Source organism: Marinicrinis lubricantis (genome assembly GCF_042658665.1).
GTDB classification, from domain to species: domain Bacteria; phylum Bacillota; class Bacilli; order Paenibacillales; family KCTC-33676; genus Marinicrinis; species Marinicrinis lubricantis.
This window is the reverse complement of sequence record NZ_JBHSQV010000187.1, coordinates 1-24,685: the sequence shown is the minus strand read 5'-3', so window position 1 is coordinate 24,685 and position 24,685 is coordinate 1. Positions and strand designations below refer to the sequence as shown.

Here is a 24,685-nt window from a genome sequence, read left to right as displayed (position 1 = left end):
TTGATTAGAATGAACATATCAGCAGAAGATGACATTCGGCAGCATCGTCTATGTCACATGTGGAAGCGTTTTCCGAGGTTGTCCGCAGCTTATGAGGAAGGAGGCTTAACGGTTAAGCAAGGTCTTGATTCAAGCGTAGAATTTAACACTTAGAAGGAGGAATGTTCCTTGAAGAAGTGGTCTGTTCTAGTTCTAGCTGCAGTGCTGATCGTCTCCACATGTTTAGGAGTGGTCGGCCCATCATCAAGCTTTGCAGAAGATGTGTCCCCAGTGACACCCGCATTTCCTGGTGCTGAAGGCGGAGGCATGTACACCACAGGAGGGCGCGGCGGAGAAGTATACGAAGTCACGACGCTTGCCGATTCTGGCCCCGGATCTCTCCGGGATGCCGTGAGCGGCAGTAACCGTACGATCGTGTTCAAGGTAGGCGGAGTGATTGAGCTGCAATCCCCGCTGAAGATCACCGGATCGAATTTGACCATCGCCGGACAGACGGCACCTGGTGACGGGATTACCGTTGTCGGTTATCCGACGTCGATCGATGCAGACAATCTAATCATCCGCTATATGCGCTTTCGGCTGGGTGATCAAAACATCGTGGAGGCCGATGCATTCGGGGGACGTTACCACAAAGACATCATCATTGATCACTCTTCCTTCAGCTGGTCAGTGGATGAAGTAATGAGCATTTATGGGAACGAAAATGTCACGGTGCAATGGTCGATCATTTCCGAGGCGATGCATCTCAGCAAGCATGTCAAGGGCAAGCACGGGTACGGCGGCATCTGGGGCGGAAAGAATACGTCCTTCCATCATAATCTGATTGCTCACAATTCAAGCCGGAATCCGGCGTTTGACAGCACAGCAGGCAATCGCCACGATTTCCGCAACAATGTGATCTACAATTGGGGATATTTCTCCGCCTATGGCGGGAAAGAAGCCGAAACGAATCTGATAGGCAACTACTATAAACCAGGACCGGAAACGGAAGCGATTCGCTTCATGAATGCCGAGACGGGCGGCAGCTATTACATTGACGGCAACGTCATGGAAGGCTATCCGAGCTTAACGGACAACAATTGGTCCAGCGTACATACGTATCCGGATTATGTGAAGTTGTCTTCACCGGTGGCATTTGAGCATGAGATCACAACGGAATCGGCAGACGCGGCCTATGCAGCCGTGCTGGAAAGTGCAGGAGCAGTTCTGCCGAAACGGGATGCGATCGATGCTAGAATCATTAACGATGTGAGGAATGGAACGGGCATTCATATCAATTCGCAGGATGAGGTCGGCGGATATCCAGTGAACGAGCCGGTTATGTCGACAATCGCTGATGACGATCATGACGGGATGCCGAACGATTGGGAATTGGCGCAGGGCTTGAATCCCAATGATCCGGAAGACCGCAATCTCACGAATGCAGAGGGATACACTCAGCTGGAGCTGTACCTAAACTCCATTGTAGGGAGCGGGTCGCAGAACCCGAATGTGGCGATTACGGCCCCTGCGCATAACACGATCGTGGAAGCGGGAACAGAGGTGACGATTGAGGCGGCCGCATCCGATTCGGACGGAACGGTCTCAAAGGTCGAGTTTTATGCGAACGGACAGAAGCTGGGTGAGGATGATGCGGCTCCTTTCCAACTGGCCTGGGGTGATATCCCAGACGGTACTCACTTCATCGTGGTGAAGGCTGTAGATGATTCGGGCACACAGACGCAGTCCAACAGCGTAGTCCTCCATGCCAATACTACCGGTGACATCAGCCCTTGGACATCTGGAGATATCGGCATAGTGAGGATTCCTGGACATACGCAGCTAGGTGATTCTTCTGAGGAAGTCACGGTGAAGTCGGCGGGGAACATAGGCGGCCGCAGCGATCAATTTCATTTTGCTTATCAAGCTTTAACAGGCAATGGGGAAGTCACTGCCCGGATAGATCATGTGACGGGGACGGACGGTGAGGCAGAAGCCGGCGTGATGGTGAGAGACAGTTTGGAACCGGACTCAGCCATGGCCGCATTCATGGTCAGCTACAAGAAGAATGGTCAGAAGAGCGTATTTATCAAAAGAACGAGTTCGGGTACGAATGCAGCAGAGGTGGAGCCGGAGGAGTTCGCTCAAACTCCGGTATGGCTGAAGCTTGTTCGCAGCGGAGATGAGCTTACCGCTCTAACTTCGAAGGACGGTTCCGCATGGAAAGTGATGCACCGCGAACAGATCGCGATGGGAGAGACGGTGTATTTTGGATTGGCCGCAGACGCCTCCAAAGCGAATGACCAAATTGAGAGGTACAACACGTCGTATTTTTCAGCTGCTTCGGTAAAGTCATTCGCGCATGGCGCGCCGCTTACGCCTTCCGGTGTTTCGGCTGATCCCGGCGATCGCCAAATTACACTCACGTGGGATCGTGTGGATACGGCGGACAGCTACCACGTGAAGCGGAGTGTTATACCAGGCGGTCCGTATGAGACGGCGGCTGCCGAAGTGGCAGGCACGTCATATACCGATACGAATTTAACGGCGCATCAGACTTATTATTATGTGGTGGCAGCAGTTAATGAGCAGGGCGAGAGCCTTCCCTCGGCGGAGGTTTCTGCAGTCCCGACAGGAAAGCAGCAGACGATCGTTTTGGTGGACGATACGTTCGAGGACGCTGCTCTGGATGAGCTGCCGACAGGCTACGAGAGTGTGCTTGAGGATGGCAACCATAAGGTAGCTGCCACAGCCGTGCCCGAGAGCTCTGCGGGCAACGATTCCGAGCGCGCGCTTATTGTGTATGACACGGCACCGGGAAATACGCAGTCTATACGTAAGTTTGCGCCGCAATTCGGCAGTTTTGTAGTCGAAGCGGACGTGATGGCAGAGCGCTGGCCCGGCACGTCAGCTGTACTCCAATTGAAGGATGCCGGAGGAAGTAAACGCGCTCTGTCGATTGAGCTTCAGAAGCCGACGCTGCCTTCCCCCGATTCGAATTATACGCTTGTGGTGAGAGACAGCTACGGTTCCACGAAGCTGATCGATCCTCCGCCGGTGAATGAATGGCTGAACATAAAGGTAGTGGCCAATGTCACGCTTTCGACAGCGGACATTTATATCAATCAAGTGCTGGCAGCGGACGACGTTCCGATGCAAACGGATATGAGCACCCACGGAATTGGTCAAATCTTCGCATCGATGCCAGGTACTGGAAGCGGTACGATGTGGTACGACAACATCAAGGTGTATGTTGAACCTGTCGAGTCGCCAAAGGGGCTTATAGCAACGCCGGGCAACGGTAAAGTGAAGCTGGATTGGAATGCAGCGGCAGGAGCGGATGCTTACAATGTATACCGTGCTATGGAAGATGGAGGACCCTATACCGCAGTGGCCGAAGACATCACAGAGCTTACGTTCATAGACGATACGGTATGGAATGAAACGACTTACTACTATGTGGTGACCGCAGTGGGTCCAACAGGAGAAAGCGGCTATTCCAATCAGGCTGCAGCGACGCCTTCCGAATCGGCGATCCGGCCACAGGCGCCCTCAGGCGTTCAAGTAAAGGCTCGAAATAGTCAAGCGGAGCTGAGCTGGGACGGCGTAGAGGAGGCAAGCTCCTATACGGTCAAGCGCAGCTTAAGCCCGGAGGGACCGTTCGAGACGGTTAAAAGCGGCATTACCGAAGCCTCGTATCGTGACGGCGGACTTGAGAATGGAGTCACGTACTATTACGTGGTGTCCGGAACGAGTATTGCCGGTGAAGGGGACCGTTCCGAAATCGTGTCCGTTACACCTTATGGTACAATAGGAACGCCCGTCCTAAAGGCAGAAGGAGCGAATCGCAGCATTCATCTGCAGTGGCAGACGGTGCCGAACGCAACCGGATACAACGTGAAGAAGGCTATTACGCCGGAGGGACCTTATGCCACGGTCGCAGAAGGAATTGCTGGACTGGAATATACAGACACTCAGGTGGAGAATGGAATTCCGTATTACTACAGGGTGACAGCTGCCAATGGAGTCACGTACAGCTTAGATTCGAACATAGCTGCTGCGCGTCCAAGGGTGAAAGACGGTACACCCGCACCGCCGCAGCTGGTGAGTCTGCTGCCTGGTGATCAAAGCATGGAGCTTACATGGGAAGCCTCGAATCATGCTGACGGCTACAAGGTGAAGCGAAGTGAATCTGTAAGCGGACCCTACTCCGTCATAGCGGATACCAAAGCGACAGCCTATACGGATCAAGGTCTGACGAACGGAAAGACGTATTATTACGTCGTTACGGCTTATAACAAGCGAGGGGACAGCGGTTCGTCGCTCGTTATGCAGGATACGCCGGCAACCGTTTATACGGTCGCCAAGGACGGCAGCGGCATGTTTACATCCGTGCAGGCGGCCATTGATGCCGTTCCGGAGCAGCAAGAAGCGCAAACGATCATTAAAATCAGCGCAGGAGAATATCGCGAACATATCGTTATTCCATCTGCGAAGCCAGGCATTCGCCTCATCGGCGAAGACCGTGATGAGACCGTCTTAGTCTATCACTTAACGGCAAATATGACCGGTCCAGACGGACAGCCGCTCGGCGGGATGAAGAGCGCCAGCGTGGCCGTCTCAGCAGATCGCTTCATCGCTGAAAATTTAACGATTGCGAACGATGCGGGCGATAACGTCGGTCAGGCGATTGCGTTATATACACGAGGCGATCGGATTGAGCTTCGCCGCGTTAACCTGCTGAGCTGGCAGGATACGTTCTATGTCAGCGGCGGCAATCAATACGTCGTAGACAGCTATATTGAAGGCGACGTCGATTTCATCTATGGCGGCGCCGCGGTCTATATCGAAAACAGCGTGATCCACAGCTTAAGCGGCGGATGGGTGACTGCCTCCTCGGCTGAGAAGGATATGCCGGGCTACGTCTTCGTGAACAGCACTCTCACCGCAGAGCCTGGACTAAAGGGGAAAGTCGAATTGGGCCGTCCATGGAGGCCGTATGCGAACGTAACGTTCATTAACAGTTACTTAGGCGATCATATTGCAGCGAATGGTTGGCATAATTGGGGCAATCCGGCGAATGAGGCGACGGCAAGGTATAACGAATTTCATAGCTATGGCCCGGGGGCGAATGCTTCTGGACGGTATAATTGGTCGAAACAGCTGACCGTAGAGGAAGCGGAAGAGTATACACCCGAGTCGGTCATTGGCTGGGATCCGGTGCAAAAGCCGTTCCTTCTTGAAAATGTGAAGCCAAAGCTGCAGCTGAAGGCAGATAAAAAGATGCTTACACCGCCGAATCATAAAATGGTGCCTGTTCGCATCACGGCGACCGCGGAAGACAGTGGTTCTGGGATTGCCAAGATCGAGCTGATTTCGGTAACGAGCAATGAACCGGATAACGGACGCGGCGATGGGAATACAGTAGACGACATCCAAGGCGCGGATTACGGCACGAATGATACGGAGATATTACTGCGAGCCGAACGTTCTGGCCGCGGAAAAGACAGAATCTACACGATTACGTATCGTGCAACGGATCATGCGGGCAATGAGACGACGTCGTCTATCGAAGTTCGCGTGCCGCACGGTAGAGGAAAATAGGCTTGTCTACAGCAGACGCATGTGCAGCATGCGTCTGCTGTAGCTCCGTACATACGCAGGTGTCATCCATACATCGAAGACAGATGGAATATATAAGAACAACACATATTGGAGGAAGTTTTACCATGACAACGGTACCGTCACAGTGGAAATATCATTTCGGCAAAACACCCAAAGAAGGCTATATCTCCGTTAGGCTTAACGATCAGGGCGGCGTGCCTTTATTCGATCCTGATGCAGGGTACGGCTTTGTGAAGCAAACCTGCGCTTTTCCACCGAGAGAGGTGCATATCGAACAGATTTCATGGTCGGAGAACGGTTTCGTTATCCGTGAGTCGGAGTTTTTCGTAAAGCCAGGGTGTGAAGCGGATCATTACAATCGGTTCGGCATGGTCTTCCGCATTGCGGTTCCTCCCGGCGCCTATGAAGTATATGTGCGCACCACCTCGGATGCAGCGGATACGACAGTTTCGATATCAGGGATGCAAGGCGAGCGGCTGCTTGGCGAAGGTTACTGGGATGCCGCCGGCTTAGTACCGATCCGAACCGTGGCGAAGCACAGCGGGAAGGAATGGCGCTTTACGTACGTGAACGGGCGGAACGATTTAGATATTGAGATAGAACCTATACATCAAGGGGTTCTGGTCGGCGTTGAGGAGATTATTCTTCAACAGGTACCGCCGAATCCGCGTGAAGACGGCGACAAACCGGCTATTTTCCTGCTGGGGGATTCTACCGTCAAATCTTATGTGTTCGAGGAAGCGCCGATGAGCGGCTGGGGGCAAGTGCTGGACCGCATGTTCGATCTAGATCGAGTCACGATCACGAATTATTCGATGGGCGGAAGATCGCTCAAAAATGCTTACCATGAAGGCCGCTTGAACGATATTTTGATGACCGGAAGAACGGGTGATTTCATTTTCCTGCAGTCCGGCCATAATGATGAGCGCGAGGATGAAGGTAACCGCTGGGGCAGAGGCGCTGTGGAAGCGACATACCGAACCTTGCTCCGTGATTGGTATATTCCCGCGATTCGTTCCAGAGGTATGATACCGATTCTCGTTACACCGATGTCGAGAGTGAAGGGCGATGCGCAGGAAGGACACCGGTATACGAATTCTTTTCAAAACCGAAGGTTTCCTGAAATGATGAAGCAGATCGGAGAAGAGCTGGGGGTCACCGTCATTGATCTGAATACGGAGAGTGTTAAGTATTACAACGAAATCGGTGTAGAGGCGGTAACAGCGCTGTACATGTCGATTGAAGCGGGGGAGACGCCGGGCAAGACGAACGACGGCAGCTTCGCGAACGGCCACCCATCGAACAAAATTGACGGAACGCATTTTAAGGAGGCGTTGTCGAAGCAATTCGCTAGAATCATTGTAACTAAGTTATCTGTGAAAGCATCGGAGGGGAACGAGACAGCCGCTTGCATAGCTTCATTTTTTAAAGAAGAGGTCGCATCTGCGATTCGTACGATCGATTGGTCTGAAGTATTCCCTGAAATCGCGAAGGACGTACAGACAGGCAGCCGCGCCTACTACCGAAATCAGATTGAGAAGATGATACAGCTGGGAGCGATGTACAAGGATGAACATGGCAACTTCAAACCGGAAGCCGTAATATACGTGGGTGATTTTTTGAAGGCTATATGTACAGTGATGCATTTGGATTCCATTCCCTATAATGGAGATGCGCAGCAAGAGCTCACCCGGGAGGTCATGGGTTCGATATTGTATGATGCGTACCGTGTGAAATTCTCGCAAAAACCAAAGTACATGACGGACTATAACGGAAAAACCATCACAGCGGCTGATCCGAGATATGATGCCAACTTGGATTTCGGTGCGGTACATATCCAGTATGATCCGATCGTTCCCTATGAACAGTTAACGGATACCCATCTCATTCGTCCCGAATTCGCAGAAAAGGTGAAGCAGGCTTATCAGCTGGGCTTAATCCGTGCGGAGAAGGGGATTGTGAGAGGGAAGGTGATGAACGGTACAGCACTGGAACCGAGGCAGATGGTAAGCCGAGCGAAAGCGGCGAAGGCGCTGTATTTCATGTGGGTGCTGGTGCATCCCGTCCATATCGAAAACCATCGGTTATTGGCGGCTGGTCAAAAAGCCAATCTATGATTCTATTGCTTGGGTATAAGCCCACGGCAGAGGGGAGAAAGACAATGTCTATGAATGAAGGGCCTCATGGGGAAAAGGATGTGCATTTTGATCCACAGCATACGATATGGTTTGACGATGTGCCGAAAAAAGGCTTTTGGAGACTGAATCCGAATGAGGATCGTAAATCGGTGTACATGGATGAGCACGGCCGAAGCGTAGTGCATCCTTATGGTTCGAAAGATAAGCTTCTTAACCATGCAGAGCATTACGAATATTTATGGACCCGAGGCTTGCCAATAGGCAATGGAAGATTAGGAGCTATGATCATGGGTGCGGTCGATCGAGAGGTTTTGCAAGTCAATGAAAGCTCCGTATGGACCGGAGCACCTTATGTAGACACCTCGTATCGCCCTACAAGCGGGTCGACGAAGGATGCTTGGAAAGTATACCGAGGTATGAGCAACGACGGAACACCGGCACCGATTGGATCGGATCCCGAAAGCATCTCTTACAAAGCATTGCATATCGATAATGCGGAGACAAGCGAAGCGGCGCAATATCGGTATGACCTGAAAAAGCAGGTGGAGAATCATTTCCTGGGCACGCCGATGCGGCAAGCCTCCTATCAATCGTTCGTTGAGGTCTATCTCGACTTTGGCCATGACCCGAGAGAAGTCAGCGGGTATACTCGAAGGTTGGATTTAAGTGAGGCACTAGTCGCCGTGGAGTATGACTATCAAGGGGTGCATTATAAGCGGGAAAGTCTAGCAAGCTATCCGGATCAAGCGATTGTCACACGTGTGACGGCTGACGGCAGCAGAAGGCTTCATTTCTCCGCTGAGCTGCATACGTTTCACCAAGCCGATGCCAAGTGGAGGAAGATAAGCGATCACCAGATTGCCTTAACCAGCAAGCCGGAGGGGGAGAAGAATGCCATCCTGTTCGAGGCCCGCCTGCTGATCGATGCTCCCGGCGCGCATGTCGAGGTCAGTGAAGATCAACGAACGATTCAGATCGACGGAGCGAGTGAAGCGGTTATTTACGTTGTCGGTGCGACGAACTATGTGAATTACCTAGAGCTGGATGACGATAAGCCGGCAAGAGAATGTGATAAGTCCATTATGCACTTGCAGGCAAAGAGCTTTGAACAGATGAAGGCGGACCATCTTGCAGATTATACCGCGCTGTACCACCGTACTTCTTTGAAAGTGGCCAATTCAACAGAAGCTTCCTTCGGAAATATCCCTACGGAGAAGCGTGTCCGTCCTGAAGGATTCGGCATGAGCTCGGATCAAGCAGGAGGCTCCACGTACAGTACTTGGGGAGACAACGAGCTGGCCGTGCTGGAATTCAATTTTGGCAAGTATTTAATGATTGCCGGCTCAAGACCCGGAGGTCAGCCGCTTACGCTGCAAGGGCTGTGGAATGCAACGAACAGCCCGGCTTGGTCCAGTAAATATACGATCAATATCAATACGGAAATGAATTATTGGCTGGCGCAGCTGCTCAATTTGGCGGAATGTGAGCAGCCGCTGCTGGATGCGATCCGCGATTTAGCGCAGTCCGGGCAAATTACGGCGAAAGAGCATTATGCGATCTGCGGTCATGACGCCTGGGTAATGCATCATAACTTTGATTTATGGCGGGGGACACAACCGATCGACAATGCCACTGCGGGACTTTGGCCGACCGGCGGCATTTGGCTGCTCCATCATGCGTGGCAGGCATACTTATTTACGAACAATAAGGAGCTGCTGTCCCAATTTTATCCGATTCTGAAAGGTTCCGCTCAATTTTTCAGTGAATTTCTCGTAGAGGATCCTGTAACTGGATATTTCGTAACAGCCGCTTCTGTATCTCCCGAACACGGTGACATTCAACCGGGACCCGCTATGGATACACAGCTGGTTCGGTTCCTGTTCGAGGCGGTCCTTCAGGCGGCAGGGGTGTTAGGGAAGGCGGAGGAAGATGCGGAGCTGCTTGCAAGGGTGGGGGAGCTGCTGCCGCAAGTTGCTCTTAATCTGATGGATGGTGAAGGCTTTATGCAGGAATGGGCGCGGGGAGATGTGACCTTCGATCTGCAGAAGGATCCCTCAGATGCGCCATACTATTCACTCACGGACCCGGATACGAAACAATCGGTCGGATTCAAGCCGCATACGGCAAGTCATGTCTGCGGTCACAAGCATGTCTCACACTTGTGGGAGGTTTATCCGGGAACTTCGCTAAGCCTTTATAACAACGATGAAGTACAGCAGGAAATTGTAGAAGCTTTTCGGAGAAGCATTTACGTAAGAGGTGGCAGCATCGGAACAGGCTGGGCAATGGCTTGGCGGATGAACTTGCGCGCGAGAATGGCCGACGCGGAAGGGGCAAGCGAGCTGCTGGCCAAGCTGCTGACACACCGTACATCGCCGAACCTATTTGACCAGCATCCGCCTTTTCAGATCGACGGCAACTTTGGGGCAGCCGCAGGCATTGCCGAGATGCTGCTGCAGAGCCATGACGGGGCATTGACGCTGCTGCCGGCGCTGCCGCAAGGCTGGACCTCCGGGCAATTTGCAGGCTTCAAGGCACGTGGAAATTTCGAAGTGGATGTAGAGTGGGCGGATGGCAAGCCTGTTCATGTGAGGATCGTCTCACATGACGGAGGGACGGTTAAAGTACGCCATCTACACGTCGGATCCGCCTCGGTCAGCAATGATGCGAAGGAGCAGGTCGCCGCGGCAAAGGAAGAAAACGGTTCGCTGCTGGTTTTTGACACGGAGCCTGGCAGAGCTTACACGATAACCGGCTTCAAAGCTTGTTAGTGTAGAATAACAAAAGGGCAGGTCGAGGGCATCAATCCCTGACCTGCCCTTTTTCTAAAAACTAATGATGGAGTGTTCGGATGTCTCGCCAGCCGCTCACATTGCATTGACCATATTGATTATCTCTTTCAGCTGTCACCGTGTCGTCCGTATAACGAGATATGCAATCAGCATTGATGTGCCATATTTTTCGATATAAGGTATGAAGTTATCTTTTTTTATAGCAATAGATTCTACGCTACGAGTCATTCATATCAATGGTTTCGACTCTTCAACCTAAATCACCCTATCGTTGAATTTGATTCTATGAAATGATGATTATTTATTCGTATTATTAGATTACATTGATTTCTTTATAAGAATAAATATTGGAATTTATATGGAAATTACCCTTCATTTATATTAATATATATTTTAAAGCGTTTACATTTTGATAGTAAGGCGTAAGCCTTTCTATAAATCTACTTTTCTAAGGAGGTGTATCATCCTTTTTTTCGCAGCTAGAACGCCATAAGAGAATTCAATTTGAGAGAGGATGAGGATTTATATGAAAAAGAAAGCAATCACGAAGGTACTGTTGGTTATTACGGCTTTGTTCACTGTCGTATCTACGGCGTATGCGGCCGTATGGAGTTCGTCCGAACGGTATGGGAACTGGCAGGACAACGGTTATATTGTGTACAACAATGTGTGGGGATCTGGCGCAGGCTACCAATCGATCTGGGCCAATTCTTATAGCAATTGGGGCGTATGGGCTGACCATCCGAATACAGGGGGCATTAAATCTTATCCGAACGTGACGAAGGATGTCAATGCAAGATTAAGCCAGCTATCCAGCGTGAACAGCAGCTTCAATGTGACCGTTCCGAACGGCGGCTCTTATGTGACAGCGTATGATATTTGGCTCGGCAACTATGCCTACGAAATCATGCTCTGGATGAACCATCGGGGTGAAGTTAAGCCGATTTCTTATAACTGGGATGCGTATGGCAACCCGATTCCCGTTGTTACGAATGTAAACGTTGGCGGACATACATGGGATGTGTACAGAGGCACGAATGGCTCAAATGAGGTCTTTTCCTTTGTCCGTTCGAGCAATACGAATTCCGGGAATGTGGATACGCTGTCGATCATGAATTGGATCAAAAATCGAGGCTGGTATGGAGATGAAGTTGTCGATCGTGTACAGCTGGGCTTCGAAATTACAAGCTCGAGCGGCGGCATGGACTTTAGGATGAATAACTTCTCTACAACGGTGAATTATCGATAAATGCTAGAAAAGGCACTCCGCAGGGGTGCCTTTTCGTTTGCTGTTTGATTCATTTGGAAGATACTCTACCTATCTCTTATTTCCGATTCATTTTCCGATATTGCAGCGGCGTGGTGGACGTTAATTTTTTGAAGGTTTTATTGAAGTGCGCGATATGCTCAAATCCGACCTGCTCGGAGATCATTTGGACGGATTCCTTGGTCGTCGTTAATTTTTTTTGTGCCTCACGAATACGAACAACCTGCAGGTATTCACGGAAGTGAAATCCGGTCAGCTTTTTGAACACTCTGCTCAAATAGGAAGGACTGATGTAAAATTCCCTGGATATTTGCTCCAGCGTTATCGATTGATGAAAGTTGCGGTTAATATACAGGGCAATCTCTGAAATTTTGTGATGCATCGGATGCGTAACTTTGCCAGGCAATTCTTCTCCCGCCGTCATCTCCGCTCGATTGACGAGAATGAGCAACTGGATGAGCAGGGAGCGAATGTAGGATATATAATGAGGAGGCTTCGTCTCGGCTTCATGATGCATTCTTTTTAAGAAGCGCTCAATCAGTGGCTGTTCATTTACGGTTAACCGGATGTGTCTAGAACGATCGAGTGGAAGCAGCGCGGCAATCTCGGCATCTCCTTCCTCAACAAAGCGGTGCGAGAAGCTGAGTAGAATGCGCTCAAATTCAGGTACCTCCTCGGAACTCGCGGTGGAGTGCAGGTCGTCTGGATGAATGAACATCATCTCTCCTTTTGAAACCGTATGCACATTGCCATTCATAAAATAGACCCGTTCCCCTTCCAGTAAATAATAGATTTCATAGAAGGGATGAGTATGAGGGCGGCGCATCGCGCTGAAGCCTTTGCGGTACATATGCTGGATAGAGAAATCATAGTCTCCAATGACATATTTAGGTCCGATCCGATCTGTCATTTTTTCTCCTTTCTTGCCCATGAGGACAAAAAAAGCAAATTTGATCGTGAAATAAACAAGTTAACATGAAGAACTTCATATTATTTATTATATACAATAAATATGTCGTGATCACAAGCTCGTTCTTTCAACGGTGAAGAGAAGGCTTGAGTGGTGCTTTATATGGAAGAAGCGGGCTGCTTACTTGCGGCTACTACGGTGAAGAGGTGTAAAGAATGAAACAAGAAACGCATGAATCCAAGCAATATCTAGGGATGGATATGCCGGAGGTCCAATTACCGAGCATCCCCGATCGATCAGTCAATATACAAGATTTCGGAGCGGTCGGAGACGGATTTCATAATAATACGAAAGCGATTGAAGACGCAATTTCCCATCTTTCTTCTCTAGGAGGCGGGAGGGTCATCATTCCAGCTGGAGTGTGGCTGACTGGTCCCATCGTGTTTCAAAATGCGATCGAGCTGTATACAGAACAAGGAGCTCTCGTGCTGTTCAGCAAAAATTTCGACGACTATCCGCTCATCATGTCTCACTATGAAGGACGAAGAACCGTAAGGTGCAGATCGCCGCTTGATGCAGAAGGGGTGGAACATATCGCGATTACTGGACATGGGATTTTTGATGGAGGCGGGGATGCGTGGCGGCACGTCAAGAAGGACAAATTGACCGAACGCGCGTGGCAGAACCTCGTTGCGTCCGGCGGCGTTGTGGACGAGAGGGGAAGAATCTGGTATCCGACGGAGGCTTCATTAAACGGCCAAAAGCTCGTTGAACAATTGCATCGGGAAGGAATCACGGACATCGAGGCATACAAACCTGCGCGGGATTTTCTGAGACCTTGTCTGCTGAGCTTCAGATATTGCAAAAGGATTTTACTGGAGGGACCTACATTCCAGAATTCCCCGTCATGGTGTCTCCATCCTTGGGCTTGTGAACATATCACGATTCGTAATGTGAACGTACGAAATCCTTGGTACGCTCAAAACGGGGACGGTCTCGATCTCGATTCGTGCCAGTATGCGGTCGTTGAGAATAGTACGTTCGATGTTGGGGATGACGCGATCTGTTTGAAGTCTGGCAAAAACAAAGAAGGACGTGATTTCGGCCGTCCTAGCGAGTTTATCTCGGTACGGAATTGCGTTGTTTATCACGGTCATGGCGGTATTGTTGTCGGCAGTGAAATGTCAGGCGGGGTTCGTAACGTCCATGTTGAGAATTGTACATTTCTTGGCACGGACATTGGCATTCGTTTTAAAAGCTGCCGCGGGAGAGGCGGTGTCGTAGAGAATATTGCGATTAAAAAGATACGTATGAGTGAAATTGCAGGAGATGCGATTTCATTCAATTTATATTACGAGGGACGTTCGGGTTCAGGAGAATACGGGGAAGAGAAAGCCGAAGCTGTGACGGAGGAAACTCCCATCTTCCGCAACATTTATATCGATGACGTGATTTGCAAAGGTGCGAAGAAGGCGCTGCTGATCAACGGACTTCCTGAAATGCCGATCGAAAATTTAACGCTGCAGCATGTTTCCATTGAGAGTGAAGAAGGAATCGTATGCCGCAATGCGAATACATTAGATTTATCGGATGTGTATGTTTCATCCAAGACGGGTCCTGCAGCCGTATTTCATCAGTGTGAAGCCGCCAATTTGCGCCAGATGAAGCTTTTTGCTGAACAAGTGGAGAACCAGGTGATTCACGTATCTGGAGATCGTACAAGTCGGATCGAGTGTTCAGAACTGTCTCCAGATATTAAGCTCATCGTCAGCAAAGAGGTGCAGGAAGACGTTATTGTGAAAGCGTAATCAGTATGCTGTACAACTTCAACTTATTCGATAGGAGAGTGTAGACTTTCTATGGCAGCGAAACAAGAACCTATCCTGTGGTTTCGTCAGGCGGCAAAGGCTTGGGAAGAAGCGTTTCCGATCGGAAACGGTAAATTAGGAGCAATGGTGTTTGGAGATCCTGCCCGGGAAAGGATCGCGCTCAACGAGGACAGTGTTTGGTACGGCGGTCCGCGGGACCGCAACAATCCAGATGCATTGTCTCATCTGCAGGTGATAAGAACAGCGATTACCGAGGGGAAATTAGATGAGGCGCATGAATTAGCGGTGCTTGCGTTATCTGGTATTCCTGAGACGCAGCGGCATTATATGCCATTGGGTGACCTAAAGATTGATTTTGCGGCAACAGGGGAAGCAAGTGAATATGTCAGGGCACTGAATGTATTGGATGGGATTGCAACCATTCGCTATGTCCAAAATGGAATTCGCTACGAGCGGGAGGCGTTCGCCAGTTTCCCCGATTCTGTCATCGCGTTGAGGCTTACGGCGGATCAACCAGGCTCGATCTCTTTTAAAGCGCGGCTCACTAGAGGGCGCAATCGGTATTTGGAGGATGTGCTGAAGGTTGACTCGTCTACACTCTTGATGAGAGGTACATGCGGCGGAGCAGGGGGATCGGATTTCCGCGCAGGGCTTAAGGCAATTTCTCAAGGAGGCAAGGTTCGCACCATAGGGGAGCATCTGATCGTAGAACAAGCGGATAGCGTCCTTCTGCTGCTGGCAGCAGCTACAACGTTCAGGCATGAAGATCCGGATGAACAGGTGCTGCGTACGTTGGAGAACGCTGGCAAGTTATCTTTTGAGACGCTTCGAGAGCGTCACGTGCAAGACTTCATGACGCTTTCCGAACGTGTCTCGATGCAGCTGGATGTCTCTGAATTGCAGGATCATTTGCCAACGGATGAGCGTCTAAAACGAGTTCAAGAGGGTGCAGACGATCCGTCCTTGGCCGCCCTGTATTTCCAGTTCGGGCGATATTTACTTCAATCCTGCAGTAGACCGGGTTCGCTGCCTGCGAATCTTCAAGGAATATGGAACGAGCTCATGCTGCCGCCATGGGACAGCAAGTATACGATTAACATCAATTTGCAGATGAATTATTGGCCTGCCGAAAGCTGTAATTTACCAGAATGCCATGAGCCTCTCTTCGATCTGCTGGAGCGGATGCGAGAAACGGGCAGGGTGACCGCGCAGAAAATGTATGGCTGCCGAGGCTTTGTTGCACATCACAATACAGACATTTGGGCGGATACGGCTCCCCAAGATTTGTATTTGCCGGCGACGTATTGGCCGATGGGAGCGGCTTGGCTGAGTTTGCATCTTTGGGAACACTACGCTTTCCAGCCAGATGAGCAGTTTTTGCGGAGAGCCTATCCCGTCATGAAGGAGGCGACCGAATTCTTTCTAGATTTTCTAATCGAAGCGAAGGACGGCCGCCTCGTTACGAATCCTTCTGTATCACCGGAAAATACATATATACTGCCGAATGGACAATCCGGTACGTTGTGCATGGGGCCATCGATGGACAGTCAAATACTGTATGAGTTGTTCACTGCTTGCGCAAATGCCGCGGAGCTGCTCCATGCTGACGACGAATTCCGTGATGAGGTGCTTCAAGTAAGAAGCCGTCTACCAAAGCCGTCGATTGGCAAGCACGGGCAGCTGATGGAGTGGATGGAGGATTACGAGGAGAAGGAGCCCGGACATCGCCACATCTCGCATTTGTTCGCGCTCCATCCGGGAAACCGCATCACCACGAAGGAGACACCGGAATTGGCTGAAGCGGCACGCGTGACGCTTCAGCGCAGGCTGGCGAACGGCGGTGGTCATACGGGCTGGAGCAGAGCGTGGATTATTAACTTCTGGGCCAGGTTGGAGGACGGTGAGAAGGCGTACGACAACATCGTCCAGCTACTAGCGAAGTCTACGCTCCCGAATTTATTTGATAATCATCCGCCATTTCAGATTGACGGCAACTTCGGAGCGACGGCAGCGATCGCCGAAATGCTGGTACAAAGTCATGCCGGTGAAATTCAGCTGCTGCCAGCCCTTCCTTCTTCTTGGCCGACAGGTCGGATTAGAGGCTTGCGGGCAAGAGGAGGATACGAGGTTGGTATCGAGTGGGCGGACGGTGAGCTTACGGAAGCAGCCATTTATGCGAGTATAAGCGGAGCTTGCAGCATTCGTGCGAACCATCCGATTGCCGTATATCATAGCGGAGTTGAAATCGCTAGATCTCTTGCGGATCATGCAGCGCAGTGGCATGCGGAATCCGGCAATACGTATATCGTACGCAGAGTAGACTAGTATTGATTTTCGGCAAGGCCTTATCATAGTTATTGAATAGCCGTCTAGCGATAAGCTGTATGCTGGGCGGCTTTCGTGTGTATTCGTATGTTCCCGATAAAAAAAGTCCAGCATCTGCTAGACTAGGGAAAATATAATGTAATATTGTTACGGGGAGATAGTTCGCAGCTGTCTCCTTTTACTATTTTTAGCATATCACTGCGTGATTATGCCTTCAAGTGATGTGGGGTCAGTTTTGTATATGGTAAACATTCACTTAAGATTCGCTGCGAAGCTGACTGCCTCACAGTCCTGCAAATAGCAACGAAATTGAACTAAAAAACAACTTGACATGGGGTCGTATAGACGCTTCCCATCGTATGTTTAATTGAAGCGGCATATTTTCCAGTATTGAGGCGTACATCACAACTCCAATATCCTCAATATTGTGATACCATAGATGTGTTGCTACGTATACAATACAACATGTATGAAGTTAACGATAGAGAAGGAGAGAGCGTGCATTCATGGAGTTGATATTGGATTCGATCGTTAAAAATTTCGGGGACAAAAAAGTGCTGCATGGCGTCGATTATCGGTTTGAAAAAGGAAAAATATATGGTTTGCTTGGTCGGAACGGAGCAGGGAAAACGACGCTGTTCAATTGTTTAAGCGGGGAAACGAAGACGGATGGAGGCCAAGCGCAGTTGTCCGAGCAGGGGGAGGCTCGGGAGCTTCGTGAGGAAGATGTCGGATATGTCTACTCGCTGCCGATCCTGCCTGAGTTTCTTACGGGCTACGAATTTATTAAATTCTTTCTCGATATTAACCGGGACAAGCTTCAGTTGGAACAAGATATCGATACATATTTCGAAACGATGCGCATTTCGAAGGAGGACCGGCATCGCCTCATAAAAAATTACTCTCACGGCATGAAAAATAAAATACAGATGCTGCTGTTCATGATCACGAAGCCGCCGGTGATCCTTCTGGACGAACCGCTGACCTCGTTCGATGTCATCGTGGCACTGGAAATGAAAAACTTGCTGCGTGAGATGAAAAAGGATCATATATTGATCTTCTCAACACATATTTTACAGCTTGCTTCGGATCTTTGCGACGAGCTGGTCATTCTCAACAATGGACGTCTCTCCGCTGTACAGACAGAGCTGCTGACGAGCCCCGGATTTGAACAGAGCATTATTGAACTCCTCCAGGACGATGCTGGAGAAGGGGGATCCGCGCTTGATTAACACGCTATTGTTGATTTTGAAATTTCACGTGTCATCGTTCGCAAACCGTTTTATTTATTTTTTGCAGAAGCTTCCGCTTCTCGGCAGGCTGATCGGAGATCACAGTTACTCGAGACTTGGATGGAAAAGGGCGGGAGCAGTTATCGCATCCATCCTGATGATCCTGTGGGGATTCTTAAGTCACCTATTGTATATCGGACTCGTTATTTATTTGCCGATCATTCTGCTAGGCGATCCGTTAACGATGGACCGGAAGCTGGACCTGTTCTGGCATATTTTGTTCATTCTTAGCTTTGTGGTAGCCGGCGTATCATCTACTAGAATGCTTGAACCGAAGCGTGGCAAATATATCATCGTGAAGCTGATGCGTCTACCGGCTACACGCTACATGAAAGCGACACTCGGATATCGGTACACTGCTTTTTTTATTCAGATGATTCCGGCTTTGCTATGGTTTTCCTCAAGGCTTGGGGCCTCGTGGATCGATGGAATACTGGCGGCCGCTATGATCGTTTTATGGCGCGTTTTTTGCGAATATGCACATCTGCGGCTGTTTAGGCGAACCGGTACGGTACTTATTACGAAGTATGCTCTCGTCTGGACCGTTATTTTTGCCGGTTACGCTGCGGCTTTCGCACCTCTGTTTGTCGATCTTCCCTTGTATGGCGGGGCTGTAATGTTCAGCCTTCCATTTATGCTTATATGCCTGTTATTAGGCGTGAGCTTCGGCATCGTGCTTATGCGCCGTACAGATTATACGGATGTGGTCGATGCGGCGACGAGACGTGATGATCCGTTGCTCGATTTGAATAGAATGATGTCGGAAGCGAGAAGCACCGCGGTACAGGCGAAAGACAGCGATTATGATGAACCGGAGCTGGCGGATGCGAAAACCGCACATGAAAACAAAGCAGGGTATTCGTACATCAACGCGATATTTTTCGCAAGACATCGCAGTTTAATCCGTCAGCCATTTTACAAACGTCTGGCGATTACAGCAGGTCTAGGTGCAGTGCTTGTAACTTTAGGACTTCTGTTTCCGGGAAGGGCCGAGACGATTGCGGCTAGAGCAGGAGCGTTGCTGCCGATGCTGATTATCGTGATGGCTTTTCTGACGGTTGGAGAAAACATTTGCAAAGCATTGTTTTATCATTGTGATCTGAAGCTGCTTAGGTATCATTTCTATCGGAGAGACGCGGTCAAGCATTATAGAATTCGACTCGGCAAAATATTAACGATAAATGTGACCATTGGCATCCTTTTAGCCTTGATGCTTACGCTGGCATTGTACGCTGCCGGAGGATTTGAACTGGAGACGGTTCTGCTTATTTGGGTCTGTGTCCTAGCTCTGTCTGTATTTTTCTCGGTGCATAATTTGATGCTGTACTATATATTCCAGCCGTACACATCTGACTTGAATACGAAAAACCCATTCTTCTATCTGTTTGGCTGGGTAGTGTCCGGTTTGTTCGTTGTCGCGGTCAATGTAAAGCCGAATCCAATCGTCTTCACCGCCATTGCGGCGGTGGTCTCGCTGGTTTACTTCCTCGTGTCCTTTGCGCTTGTACGCAGGTTCGCGCCGCGCAATTTTAAAATCAAATAACAATCATTTAGAGCCTGCTCCCGAAAATATACACGCGCGGGGCAGGCTCTATTCATGAAAATGACATGGATTCGGGATCTAATACACCGCTGTCTGCTACAGATTTCACCGCTTGGCGGAGACTCTCGTTATCCTGCACAAGCGCTAATCGCACATACCCTTCGCCAGAAGGTCCAAAAGCATTTCCAGGTGTGACGATGACGCCTGCGCGGCTGATAAGATCCATCGCAAACTGCTCGGAGCTGACATAATGAGCGGGAATGCGGGTCCAAATAAACATCGTGGCTTCAGGCTTTGCAATATGCCAGCCTAACTCGCTGAATCCCTCGCACAGAATGTCTCTGCGTTCTTTGTAGATGGTTCTGACTCGTTCGACCTCGGACTGATCTCCGGTAATAGCAGCAATGGCTGCTCGCTGGATCGGCAGGAACATACCATAATCCATATTCGATTTTAATTTTTTGAGCATCGATACGACGGCCGGATTGCCGACGCAGAAGCCGATCCGGGCACCAGCCAGTCCATAGGTCTTGGATAAGGAATTGAATTCGACGCCGACATCCAACGCACCGGGATAAGCTAGAAAGCTTCCACACGACTTACCGTTAAAAACAAGTTCATTGTAGGCATTATCGTGGAGAACGATAATATCGTATTTCTTGGCGAATGCAATCAAATCAAGATAAAACTGTTCGGGTGCGATCGCGGCTGTCGGATTGTTCGGATAAGAGACAATCATAAACTTCGCTCTTCGCGCGATTTCCTCCGGGATGTCCTGCAGCTGGATCACATAGTCATGCTCTTCCTTTTGCGGCATGTAATAGATCTCAGCTCCTGCCAGCAAGGGGCCGTCTGCGAACACGGGATAGCAGGGATCGGGGACGAGCACCACATCTCCTTCATCTACGATGGCTAACGATATATGGGCGAGGCCTTCCTGGGAACCCAGCAAGGAACAGATTTGGGCCCACGGATCCAGTTCGACTTGATATCGCTGTCTATACCACGTGCTGACAGCCTCCAGCAGCTCGTTTTGGTCGTTGATGGCATATATGTAATTCCGGGTATCTGCCGCAGCATCCAGCAGCGCCGCTATGATATGTGGTGCTGGAGGAATGTTAGGCGTTCCCACGCTTAGATCAATGACGGGCTTGCCGTTTTCTAGCCGCTGCCGCTTGATCTCCAGCAAGCGGGAAAAGATACCTTCTTGGAAATGGTTCATGCGTTTCGCAAATTTCATGTCATGGAAGCCTCCAGTCCTTGTTAGTGCAGTTATCTATCTCTCTATCATAGACGGACTTGGAGCAGATGAGAAGAGTAACGGGGCTTCTTCATACGATTAATTTCCCCCGCCAAAAACGATGACATAACCATCTAAATCTTTGACTGCGAATTCCTTCCACTTCGTATTGCCCATATCCTCTATTTGTGGAGGGTATGCGATCACGGCGCCCTTCGAAACGAATTCCTCATACAACGATTGTACGCCGTCGTAATCCGAATAAGCGTAAGTATCCCAACTCGTTGGCGGTCCCGGCCAGTCTTGCGAGTAACGTTCTGCCGCAGGCATTTGGTTCGGACGTACATCATCAGGCTTTTGCGCTTGTTGGAGCAAGAAACCTACACCGTCACGTTCAGCATGGCCCCAGTCATCAACCGTAAAGCCTAATACTTCTTGATAATAGGTCTTTGCTTCGGAGAGGTTCGAGACTAATCTCACCTGCAGCGCATTTTTAATTCGTGCTTTGACTTTGCCGACAAATTCCTCACCCAGTTTAATATGCTGAACACTTTCTTCGACCAATTCAATCAGCTCCTGTTTTAATAGAGTCTTGGCTCTTCTAATTCGAGTCTCGGTAGTCCGTAATGGAACATCAAGTAAGAGACTGATTTCTTTCGCTTTATACCCCCCAATATAATACATCAGTGTCGGGGTTCGATATTTCTCATCCAGCACATCAAAAGCTCTCCATACCTCTTGAATATCGAATTGGAGCTTCATCCGATCATCTAGTGTGACTGCATCGGGAATAAATTCTGCCTCTTGGAGAGGTTGTTCGTGCAGTTTCTTTTTACGGAAATGGTCTTTACATAGATTTCTTGTGATATGGATTAACCAAGCGCCAAATTTACTCGTATCCGCAAGCTGATCTAATTTATACCAAGCTTTGACAAAGGCTTCCTGCGCAATGTCTTGTGCTAAATGGAAGTCGTTCACTTCACTGAAAGCAATCCCGTATATGACGTTTGAATAGGCTCGAACCAATTTGGTGAAAGCGCCTTGATCTCCGTAAGAAGATTTTCGAACAAGCTCCGTTTCGTTAAAATCCGTCACGTTCTCACCTCCTATAAATAAAGACGGATAAATCGATGGAAAACATTCAAAGATCATAAAAAGATTTAATCACCATGAGCATCTGAAAGCATTTTACTCCGTGATTCCTCTATTATGTAACCCAACTCTTGTTTGCAAGTTGATAGACGAATAGCCCAGATACTTTTGCATAGCGATTTGTTGAGCTTTGTTCGTTTGTATTGCAGGCGGCGTATCGACTTCTTGAATAATTCCCGTCTTTCCTCTACGTTTCCTTTTTCTAGGCAGTTTTTTTATATTTGACGGTCATTTTACAATAGGATGATACTGCGATAATAAAACTGACTCATTATTAAGATTGTGGACTTGCAAGTAAGGCGCTGATTCCACTTCACCATCTAGTGACTCTATAGAATCACTAGTCTTGACACCTCACGATAAAGGAGCAGGAACCACATTGCGACTATTGCACAAGATTGGCGGCCACCCTATTATAGCCGCCGTTCGCCGAATGGAAGACTTGGATGATGCGCTGCAAAGTAAGGCCGGTAACCTGTTCTTCATGGGAGGAACTGTGAAGGAAATTGTGGACAGCGTCCAGTTGACCAAACAGGCCGGCAAAGGGGCGTTCGTTCACATCGATTTGATTCGCGGATTGTCCAACACCGATCGGGAGAGTGTGGAATGGATCGCTGAATTTGCGGGAGCAGACGGCATCGTCACTCCGAAGGCGCACCTGATTAAGGAAGCCAAGCGTTATGGGTTGTATGCGATTCTCCATCTGTTCCTGATCGATTCGGGGGCGCTGGAGAACGGGTTGAAGCTGGCCCGCCAGTTGGAACCTGACGGCATTGAATTGATGCCCGGCGTTATCGACAAAACGACCCGAACTTTCGCATCGGAGCTGGAGACGACTCCGGTTATTGCCAGCGGTTTAATCCAGTCGGTGGCCGAAGCATCCGCCGCAATGACTGCCGGAGCGACTTCACTGTCGGTTAGTAACAAGGAAGCCCAAGGTTACAAGGTCGGTTTCATTACGAACAACTCGCGGGAGAATGCCGAGGAAATTCGCAGCAGGTTGACAGAGATGGGTCTTCGTCTTGGAGATGAACTAATCGTGAGCGCCACGGAGGCGGTCGCCGACTACTTGAGGGATGTCTATGGTCGGGTCGCGGTGAAGGCTGCGGGGAGCGCGAGCCTGAACACGGCGCTGGCGGACGCCGGACACCGCGTGCTGGACTGGACGGATTCCGATCCCGCCGACGTCATCGTCGTCGGCCGGGACACGGAGTTCGACTACTGCAAGTTGGATCAAATTGTGAACGAGTTCGTCCGAGGCGCGCGTCTCATCAGCACGAATCCGGATTACTCGCATCCGGGAGAAGAAGGGCGTCTCGTTCCCGAGACCGGTTCCCTGCTGGCTGCTGTCGAGTCGATTACGGGCGGCCCGATCGTAAGCATCGGTAAGCCGCACGTCTGGCTGTATGAGGTGGCGATGCGCCACTACGGTGTCGCTCCGGCCGAGTGCGTGATGATCGGCGATAATCTGGCTACCGACATCACCGGAGCCGAACAGACCGGAATGAAGACGGTCTGGATCAGCCACTCGCTCCAGCACGGGTTCGATGAACGCTACGTTGTGCCGACGGTAACGGTTGGCACGTTGGCTGAGCTTTATGAACTGTTGTCTGCGGAAGCGGCCGGACAAGAATGAATCATCGCCGGGAGAATGCTCGGCACAAGCTAGACTCCTATGTTCAGTGACCAATTATTATGCAATGATGTTCTAATTCAAGGAATGGATGGTTGTCCTAACACTGGATGGTATTGTTACAGATAGATTGCATTTTGTCACTTTGTTCTGCAAATTAAATAGCGAACAAAGCCTCTCACCTGCGTGCGGAGCAAAAAACGAAATCGGTCTGCCTATTTTAGGATATATCCTGCTGCATAGATGGAGAAAAGAGACAGCGTGTCTGTCTCTTTTTCTGTATCCTGCCACTGTCCCTAATCTGCATCCGGAACTGCTATTTGAATTTTATTCCCCGTCAGTTGCAACGGGATTCCCCGCATAACTAATCCAATCGCTCCAGCTGCTTATCCCCCCACGACCCCCCATACTTAAATAGTTCCAACGCCAAAAAGTAGGGGTTCCGATCAGCGCGGCGGGAATGTCTCGGAGGACATACTAATGCCAATGCGAAACGACCTCCCTTGGCTACGCTTGGGAGCAATTAGGGAGCAAGAGGCTCGCGGACGACGGGGCTGACGAAACAGTGTGGTTCGAGCCAAGGTCAAGTATCCACTTGTGGCTGATTCAAGCCGAACGGAACGCCAACAAAAGGCCAAGTGAAGCAAGGTAGTACCACAAAGGGTGGATGGGCTGGGATGCTATTGTTTGCAGCTTGTCGGCGATTGTTTGCAAGCCATCAAAACTGAACAATTGTACCCGTTAGCTCAATAGTTTTATGTTTTAATTAGAGTCGCTGCTTATAGTTGTGAGGCTTGCCGAACACCTAATGCAGTGACGTCCCGACGGGCTTAGGGGACTGTCAAATATTTTGTGTAAACTCTATTAATCAATGATATAAGGGGTGACGCGCTCCTCGAAATGAATGGATAGTTGGAGGATGATTTGCCCCCAGCCTTGAATACGCCCCGTCCATTTCTT

The 24,685-nt window shown here is 49.8% G+C and carries 12 protein-coding genes; 9 read left to right on the top strand and 3 right to left on the bottom strand.

The window, feature by feature from the left end:
- Positions 1-168 precede the first annotated feature (168 nt).
- From ACFPXP_RS22060 to ACFPXP_RS22045, 4 genes are all read left to right on the top strand, one after another.
- Positions 169-5,583 (top strand): pectinesterase family protein, encoded by a 5,415-nt coding sequence (locus ACFPXP_RS22060; RefSeq protein ID WP_379896661.1) that lies wholly within the window; start codon positions 169-171, stop codon positions 5,581-5,583.
- A gap of 125 nt (positions 5,584-5,708) precedes the next feature.
- On the top strand, positions 5,709-7,721 hold the full coding sequence (locus ACFPXP_RS22055) for a GDSL-type esterase/lipase family protein (RefSeq protein ID WP_379896660.1): 2,013 nt from the start codon (positions 5,709-5,711) through the stop codon (positions 7,719-7,721).
- A gap of 44 nt (positions 7,722-7,765) precedes the next feature.
- Complete coding sequence (locus tag ACFPXP_RS22050; protein ID WP_379896659.1) at positions 7,766-10,513, top strand: glycoside hydrolase family 95 protein; 2,748 nt, start codon at positions 7,766-7,768, stop codon at positions 10,511-10,513.
- 547 nt (positions 10,514-11,060) lie between these two features.
- Positions 11,061-11,783, top strand: coding sequence for a GH12 family glycosyl hydrolase domain-containing protein (locus ACFPXP_RS22045; RefSeq protein ID WP_379896658.1), 723 nt, complete (start codon positions 11,061-11,063; stop codon positions 11,781-11,783).
- Positions 11,784-11,859: 76 nt separating this feature from the next.
- On the opposite strand, the gene ACFPXP_RS22040 is transcribed toward ACFPXP_RS22045, so the two are convergent.
- The gene (locus ACFPXP_RS22040) at positions 11,860-12,711 is read right to left on the bottom strand and encodes a helix-turn-helix transcriptional regulator (protein WP_379896657.1); all 852 of its coding nucleotides are present in this window, start codon (positions 12,709-12,711) and stop codon (positions 11,860-11,862) included.
- Between the two features lie 215 nt (positions 12,712-12,926).
- Here ACFPXP_RS22040 and ACFPXP_RS22035 point away from each other — a divergent pair, with 215 nt between their 5' ends.
- The 4 genes from ACFPXP_RS22035 to ACFPXP_RS22020 all read left to right on the top strand — a co-directional run bounded on the left by ACFPXP_RS22035 (position 12,927) and on the right by ACFPXP_RS22020 (position 19,700).
- Complete coding sequence (locus ACFPXP_RS22035) at positions 12,927-14,519, top strand: glycoside hydrolase family 28 protein (RefSeq protein WP_379896656.1); 1,593 nt, start codon at positions 12,927-12,929, stop codon at positions 14,517-14,519.
- A gap of 51 nt (positions 14,520-14,570) precedes the next feature.
- Entirely contained in the window at positions 14,571-16,865 is a 2,295-nt protein-coding gene (locus tag ACFPXP_RS22030; protein WP_379896655.1) for a glycoside hydrolase family 95 protein, read from the top strand.
- Between the two features lie 506 nt (positions 16,866-17,371).
- On the top strand, positions 17,372-18,097 hold the full coding sequence (locus tag ACFPXP_RS22025) for an ABC transporter ATP-binding protein (RefSeq protein WP_379896654.1): 726 nt from the start codon (positions 17,372-17,374) through the stop codon (positions 18,095-18,097).
- Positions 18,090-19,700: a hypothetical protein gene (locus ACFPXP_RS22020; RefSeq protein WP_379896653.1), complete on the top strand. Its 1,611-nt coding sequence runs from the start codon at positions 18,090-18,092 to the stop codon at positions 19,698-19,700. Before ACFPXP_RS22025 ends, ACFPXP_RS22020 begins: the two co-directional genes overlap by 8 nt.
- Before the next feature lie 52 nt (positions 19,701-19,752).
- Here ACFPXP_RS22020 and ACFPXP_RS22015 read toward each other — a convergent pair whose 3' ends face one another.
- Entirely contained in the window at positions 19,753-20,940 is a 1,188-nt protein-coding gene (locus ACFPXP_RS22015; protein WP_379896651.1) for an aminotransferase class I/II-fold pyridoxal phosphate-dependent enzyme, read from the bottom strand.
- 99 nt (positions 20,941-21,039) lie between these two features.
- Positions 21,040-22,035, bottom strand: coding sequence for a sigma-70 family RNA polymerase sigma factor (locus ACFPXP_RS22010; protein WP_379896649.1), 996 nt, complete (start codon positions 22,033-22,035; stop codon positions 21,040-21,042).
- Between the two features lie 436 nt (positions 22,036-22,471).
- On the opposite strand from ACFPXP_RS22010, the gene ACFPXP_RS22005 reads away from it, so the two are divergent.
- Positions 22,472-23,728 (top strand): HAD-IIA family hydrolase, encoded by a 1,257-nt coding sequence (locus tag ACFPXP_RS22005; RefSeq protein ID WP_379896647.1) that lies wholly within the window; start codon positions 22,472-22,474, stop codon positions 23,726-23,728.
- Positions 23,729-24,685: the final 957 nt, after the last annotated feature.

What these genes read in the sequence shown, in the direction of transcription:
- ACFPXP_RS22055 (WP_379896660.1), top strand. Translation starts at nt 5,709, where the DNA reads ATGACAACGGTACCGTCACAGTGGAAATATCATTTCGGCAAAACACCC.
- ACFPXP_RS22045 (WP_379896658.1), top strand. Translation starts at nt 11,061, where the DNA reads ATGAAAAAGAAAGCAATCACGAAGGTACTGTTGGTTATTACGGCTTTG.
- ACFPXP_RS22025 (WP_379896654.1), top strand. Translation starts at nt 17,372, where the DNA reads ATGGAGTTGATATTGGATTCGATCGTTAAAAATTTCGGGGACAAAAAA.
- ACFPXP_RS22040 (WP_379896657.1), bottom strand. Translation starts at nt 12,711, where the DNA reads ATGACAGATCGGATCGGACCTAAATATGTCATTGGAGACTATGATTTC.
- ACFPXP_RS22030 (WP_379896655.1), top strand. Translation starts at nt 14,571, where the DNA reads ATGGCAGCGAAACAAGAACCTATCCTGTGGTTTCGTCAGGCGGCAAAG.
- ACFPXP_RS22035 (WP_379896656.1), top strand. Translation starts at nt 12,927, where the DNA reads ATGAAACAAGAAACGCATGAATCCAAGCAATATCTAGGGATGGATATG.
- ACFPXP_RS22015 (WP_379896651.1), bottom strand. Translation starts at nt 20,940, where the DNA reads ATGAAATTTGCGAAACGCATGAACCATTTCCAAGAAGGTATCTTTTCC.
- ACFPXP_RS22050 (WP_379896659.1), top strand. Translation starts at nt 7,766, where the DNA reads ATGTCTATGAATGAAGGGCCTCATGGGGAAAAGGATGTGCATTTTGAT.